This window comes from Pseudonocardia sp. GCM10023141 (assembly GCF_042653605.1).
Genome location: NZ_JBHSIR010000115.1, coordinates 1 through 4,928, shown reverse-complemented (window position 1 = coordinate 4,928; position 4,928 = coordinate 1). Strand labels below are relative to the sequence as shown.

The following is a 4,928-nucleotide window of genomic DNA, read 5'->3' as shown; positions in this document are numbered from 1 at the left end:
GGCGGCCAGGGCGGCAGGGAGTGACGCTGAGGGGCGTGGTGGGCCGGTGGTGACCAGCGTGGCCAGCGTCGTCGATCCGGTGCCGACGGCGCCGCTGCCCATCATGGAGCCGCGGTCGTAGGGGTCGGTGACGATGGCGAACCGGCCGGTGTCCTGGGGGCGGACGAGGATGTCGGCGCGGTTGCCCGGAGCGAGGACGAGCCTGTCCAGGCGGGCCGGTCGGGGGAGGAACGAGCCGTCCAGGGCGATCTGGTCAAGCTGGTGGCCGTCGAGGTGCAGGGCCAGGAAGCGGGAGGTGCAGGCGTTGACGATCCGCCAGCGCTCGGTGCTGCCCGGCGCGGCGGTGATGGTGGGCTGGTGTTGGCCGTTGACCAGCAGCAGCTGTCCTTCCCGGCCGTTCGCCCGATCGGTGGCGGTGGCCTCGACGACGGCCCCGGCGCCGTCGAGGGTGATGTCGGTGATCAGCAGCAGCCGGTCGGTGGTGACCGGGACGTCGGGTCCGCGGTCGACGATCAACCCGCCCAACAGTCCGCCGAAGAGCTGGTCGGCGACCATGCCGTGGTGGTGGGGGTGGTACCAGTGGGTGCCGGCCGGGTGGTCGGCGGGGATCTTGTAGAGGTAGTCGAACGACTCGCCGGGATCGATGCGCAGGAAAGGGTTGTCGCTGTTGCCCCGGGGGGAGACGCGCAGGCCGTGGGTGTGCAGGTTGGTCGGCTGCCCGAGCCGGTTGGTCAGCCGAACGGCGAGCTCGTCGCCGGGCCGCACCCGCAGGGTCGGGCCGGGGGAGCCGCCGTTGAAGCCGAGCGCGGAGGTGTCGCGGCCGGCCAGCCGGACACCGGCCGCCGCCGTGAGTTCGACCGCGAGCCGGCCGTCGCGGCTGTCGAGGACCGGGGGCTGGACGAGCAAATCGCCGGCGCCGGGCAGGGAGGTGGCGGGGGCCGCGGTCGCGCTGGCGATCCATCCGGTGGTTCCGGCGATCAGCCCGACCGCGCCGAGACCTCCCAGGGCCAGGGCGCGGCGGCGGCTGATCGGGGCCGGCGTCACAGGAGGTCGGCGCGGCGGCGGTAGTCGTCGGCGTCGATCTCGCCGCGCGCGAGGCGCTCGTCGAGTATCTGGCGGGCTGACCCGTTCCGGACCGCTGGGCGTCCGGGACCTCGGCTCTGGGCCGTCCGGTAGGCGAGGTAGCCGAGCAGTGCGAGCCCGACGACGACGAGGGTCGGCCAGATCCAGAACCAGCTCATCGCTGTTGTACCCATCATGGTGGTGTGGTCCTCTCCGTCTGTAGGAGGTCGACGGTCGTCGTCCCGCGTGGGGAGGACGAGGGGCCCTCGCCCTGTCCTGCGGGGTCGGAGTACCTCAGTCGTGGGTCAGGGAGTCGAGTGCGGCGTGCAGGCGTGCGGAGGCGTCCTTGGCGACGGCGGCGAGCTCGGCCGGCTGCGGGCCGCCGTCGCCGGCCATGGCGAGCAGCTCGGCGGGGTCGACGGCCTGGACGAGGGTGTGGCCGCCGGCCTGGCGGACGGTGACGTTGCAGGGCAGGAGCAGCCCGATCTCGGGGTCGGTGGACAGGGCCTGGTGGGCGAGTGCGGGGTTGCAGGCGCCGAGGATGGTGTAGTCCTCGACGTCCTCGCCGAGCTTGGCCTTGAGGGTGGCCTTGACGTCGATGGTGGTCAGGACGCCGAAGCCCTGGGTGGCCAGTGCCGCGGTGACGGCGTCGATGGCGTCGTTCTGTGAGAGCTCGACTGTGACGGTGTGTGCGGACATCGTTGTCTCCTGCGTTCGGTGGGGTGTCAGGCGAGGGAGAGGAAGAGCTTTTCCATCTGGGCGCGGTCGAGCTCGCCTTCCTCGCCCGCGGCGATGCACTGCACGAGGCCGGAGGCGATGACCGCGAATCCGGCCTTGTCCAGTGCCCGTGAGACGGCGGCGAGCTGGGTGACCACGTCCTTGCAGTCGCGGCCCTCCTGCAGCATGCGGATGACGCCGCCGAGCTGGCCCTCCGCGCGGCGCAGGCGGTTGACCACGCTGCCGACGACATCGTCCTCGATCTTCATTACTACTCCTTCCGCGATACCCCGGGGTGTATCTGTCACGGTACTCCCGCCGCCGAGGTGTGTCCGAGGGAGCGCAGCGGGCACCGTGGCGAGATCAGTGCGCAGCCGGCGGCCGCGACGGCGAGGGCCCCCACTGCGGTCCCAGCGGGCAGGAGTGCGGATGCCGGCAGTTGCTGGAGCAGGACGAACGTGCCCATCGCGAGCACGAACCAGCCGAACGCCCGGCGTAGCGCGGTCGCGGGGACCCGCGTCGCGTAGTGGGCGCCGATCAGGGCGCCGAGCACGGCGGCGCCGGTCACGGTGAGGGTCAGTGGCCAGTCCAGGGCCGCTGTACCCAGGGCCGCTGAGCCGAGGTGCCCGGTGAACCCGGCTGCCGACTGCAGGGCGATGACCAGCAGGGAGGTGCCGATGGCGGCGGGCATGGCGAGCCCGCCCAGCAGTGCGAGTGCGGGTACGACCAGGAACCCGCCGCCCGCGCCGACCAGGCCGGCGACGACACCCACGGCTACACCGGTGAGCAGCGTGCGCACCAGGGGACGGCCGGGGACGGCTGCTGGGGCTGTGCGTCGGCCGCGGAGCATCGCGACGGCGGTGGCGATCATCATGACCGCGAAACCGCCCAGCAGCAGCGGCTCGGGGAGATGTCCACCGACCAGGCCGCCGGCGAACGCGCCGGCCATGGCCGCGGTGCCGAACAGCATTCCGGTGTGCCACTGCACGGTGCCGCGGCGGAGGTGCGGGAGCAGTGCGGCGAGTGAGGTGACGCCGACGACGAACAACGACGTCGTGATCGCACTGCCGGTGGGCACGCCGGCGACGTAGACCAGCAGCGGGACCATCAGGATCGAGCCGCCCCCGCCGAGCAGGCCGAGGGTGACCCCGACCAGCACCGCGAGGACGGGGACGAGAGCGAGGGTCATGACGCTCACGCCGCGGCCCGGTCGGCGGTCGCCGTGAGCCCGGTGTCGATGGCCCGTGCGAAGTCGTCGTCGATGGCGACGACGTCGTGGCCGCGGGCGTGCAGCAGGGAGGCGACGACGCCTGCGCGGTAGCCGCCGGCGCAGTGCACCCACACCGTTGCGGCGGGGACCTCGTCGATGCGGGTGAGGATCTCGTGGATCGGGATGTGCATCGATCCACCGATCGCGGCGGTCGCTCGCTCGGAGGTGCGGCGGACGTCGAGCACAGCCGGGTCGTCGCCGGCGGCGAGCGCGGCGGCGAGATCGGTGAACGTAGCGCGACGGAACGACACCGGGATGTCGGTCCAGTCCGCAGGGCCTCCGGTAGCCACGCCGGCGGGCCCGTCGATGCCGATGCGGACGAGCTCGCGCTGGGCCTCGGCCACCTGGGCGGCGGTGTCGCCGAGGAGCGTGACCGGAGTGCCCCAGGGGATCAGCCAGCCGAGGTAGGTGACGAACTGCCCGGCGAGACCGATGTTGACGCTGCCGGCGACGTGCTCGGCGGCGAACGCCGTGCCGTCGCGCAGGTCCACGACCCACTCGCCGGCGTCGATGCGTCGGCGCAGCTCGCCCGGGTCGGCGATGGCGGGTGGGGTGAGGTCCGGGGCGTCGGGGCCGGCGCTGTTGGCCGGGGCCATGTGGGCGTAGTAGGCGGGGAAGGCGTCGAGCCCGGCGAGCAGGTCGCGGACGTAGTGCTCCTCGTCCAGGGTGAGTGCGGGATTGGTGCGGGTCTCGTCGCCGACGGTGCCCGTTGTGCCGTTCGCCGTCGCGCTCGCGGAGCAGAAGCTGCCGAACCCGTGCGTGGGGTGGAGGGTCGCGGCGCCGGGGACTTCAGTGGCGAGGCGGCGGGCGGAGTGCCACTGGGCGTGCACGAGGGCGTCGGTGTGGTCGGGCCCGAGGAGGTCCGGGCGGCCGGTGGCTCCGAACAGCAGGGAGCCTCCGCTGAACACGGCGATCGTGTCGCCGGGGGTGTCGTCGGTGGTGTCGAGCAGCGCGTAGGACAGGTGGGTGTGGGTGTGGCCGGGTGTGTGCAGTGCGCGCACGGCCATCTCCGCGCTGATGGTCACGATGTCTCCGTCGTGCAGGGCGGTGCGCTCGAACGCGACGTCGTCGTCGGCGTTGAGGTGGTAGGCGGCTCCGGTGGCGCGGGCGAGGGCGAGCCCGCCGGTGACGTAGTCGTTGTGGATGTGGGTCTCGAACACGTGGGTGATGGTCACGCCGGCCTCGTCGGCGACGGCCAGGACACGGTCGATGTCGCGCTGGGGGTCGACGACGAGCGCGACGTTTCCGTCGTGGGCCAGGTAGCTGCGATCGCCCAAGCCGGTCGTCTCGATCGTCAGGATCTCGATCATCGTGTCGTCTCCGTCCCGATGCCGTGCTCGACGGGCTGGCCGGCCTGGATCCAGGCTGCGGTGCCGCCCCGGACGTTCACGGCCCTGATTCCTGCCCCGAGCAGCATTCGCGTGGCCTGGGCACTGCGGCCGCCGGACTGGCAGACCAGGTACACCGGGGTGTCCCGGGGCAGCTCGTGCATCCGGGCGCCCAGCACCTTCAGCGGTATCAGCCGGGCGCCGGGCACGTGGCCGGCGCGGTACTCGTCGGCATCGCGCACGTCCACCACCATCACCGCGGCGGTGGCACGGACCTGTGCCAACTGCTGCTGATCGATCTCCGGCAACATCTCTGTGCCTCCCTGTCGGCTGTACCCCCTGGGGTATCCGCATCAACGAAGAAGGCGGCCCATTGATGCCCTGGGGGGTATCGGCGTGACGGACGCCACCTGATACCCCATGGGGTATATTGGGCCCTCACCGAACGATGGAGGTTCACATGTGTCAGCGGGCAACGTGCCGGACGTGCGGCAAGGCCACCTACCGCGGGTGCGGGCAGCACGTCGAGCAGGTCCTGGCCGGGGTGCCGT

The 4,928-nt window shown here is 72.2% G+C and carries 7 protein-coding genes; all 7 read right to left on the bottom strand.

Translation table 11 applies throughout. The features are described from left to right. Nucleotides 1-1,044, bottom strand: a 1,044-nt coding sequence (locus ACFPFQ_RS48395; RefSeq protein WP_379630089.1) for a multicopper oxidase family protein, incomplete at its 3' end; no start/stop codon positions are given. Further along, on the bottom strand, nt 1,041-1,259 hold the full coding sequence (locus tag ACFPFQ_RS48390) for an SHOCT domain-containing protein (RefSeq protein ID WP_379630088.1): 219 nt from the start codon (nt 1,257-1,259) through the stop codon (nt 1,041-1,043). The genes ACFPFQ_RS48390 and ACFPFQ_RS48395, both read right to left, overlap by 4 nt. A gap of 97 nt (nt 1,260-1,356) precedes the next feature. After that, a complete protein-coding gene (locus ACFPFQ_RS48385; RefSeq protein WP_379630087.1) occupies nt 1,357-1,761 on the bottom strand; it encodes a DUF302 domain-containing protein in 405 nt (134 codons plus the stop codon). Nucleotides 1,762-1,787: 26 nt separating this feature from the next. Continuing rightward, nucleotides 1,788-2,048, bottom strand: coding sequence for a metal-sensitive transcriptional regulator (locus ACFPFQ_RS48380; protein WP_379630086.1), 261 nt, complete (start codon nt 2,046-2,048; stop codon nt 1,788-1,790). A 35-nt stretch (nt 2,049-2,083) separates the two neighbouring features. Beyond that, the gene (locus ACFPFQ_RS48375) at nt 2,084-2,968 is read right to left on the bottom strand and encodes a sulfite exporter TauE/SafE family protein (protein WP_379630085.1); all 885 of its coding nucleotides are present in this window, start codon (nt 2,966-2,968) and stop codon (nt 2,084-2,086) included. 5 nt (nt 2,969-2,973) lie between these two features. Then, a complete protein-coding gene (locus ACFPFQ_RS48370) occupies nt 2,974-4,359 on the bottom strand; it encodes an MBL fold metallo-hydrolase (protein ID WP_379630084.1) in 1,386 nt (461 codons plus the stop codon). Further along, nucleotides 4,356-4,688: a rhodanese-like domain-containing protein gene (locus ACFPFQ_RS48365; RefSeq protein ID WP_379630083.1), complete on the bottom strand. Its 333-nt coding sequence runs from the start codon at nt 4,686-4,688 to the stop codon at nt 4,356-4,358. The genes ACFPFQ_RS48370 and ACFPFQ_RS48365 overlap by 4 nt, the downstream gene beginning before the upstream one ends. Nucleotides 4,689-4,928 lie beyond the last annotated feature (240 nt).

Coding starts and splice junctions, on each gene's coding strand:
- ACFPFQ_RS48390 (WP_379630088.1), bottom strand. CDS start 1,259: ATGATGGGTACAACAGCGATGAGCTGGTTCTGGATCTGGCCGACCCTC.
- ACFPFQ_RS48385 (WP_379630087.1), bottom strand. CDS start 1,761: ATGTCCGCACACACCGTCACAGTCGAGCTCTCACAGAACGACGCCATC.
- ACFPFQ_RS48380 (WP_379630086.1), bottom strand. CDS start 2,048: ATGAAGATCGAGGACGATGTCGTCGGCAGCGTGGTCAACCGCCTGCGC.
- ACFPFQ_RS48375 (WP_379630085.1), bottom strand. CDS start 2,968: ATGACCCTCGCTCTCGTCCCCGTCCTCGCGGTGCTGGTCGGGGTCACC.
- ACFPFQ_RS48370 (WP_379630084.1), bottom strand. CDS start 4,359: ATGATCGAGATCCTGACGATCGAGACGACCGGCTTGGGCGATCGCAGC.
- ACFPFQ_RS48365 (WP_379630083.1), bottom strand. CDS start 4,688: ATGTTGCCGGAGATCGATCAGCAGCAGTTGGCACAGGTCCGTGCCACC.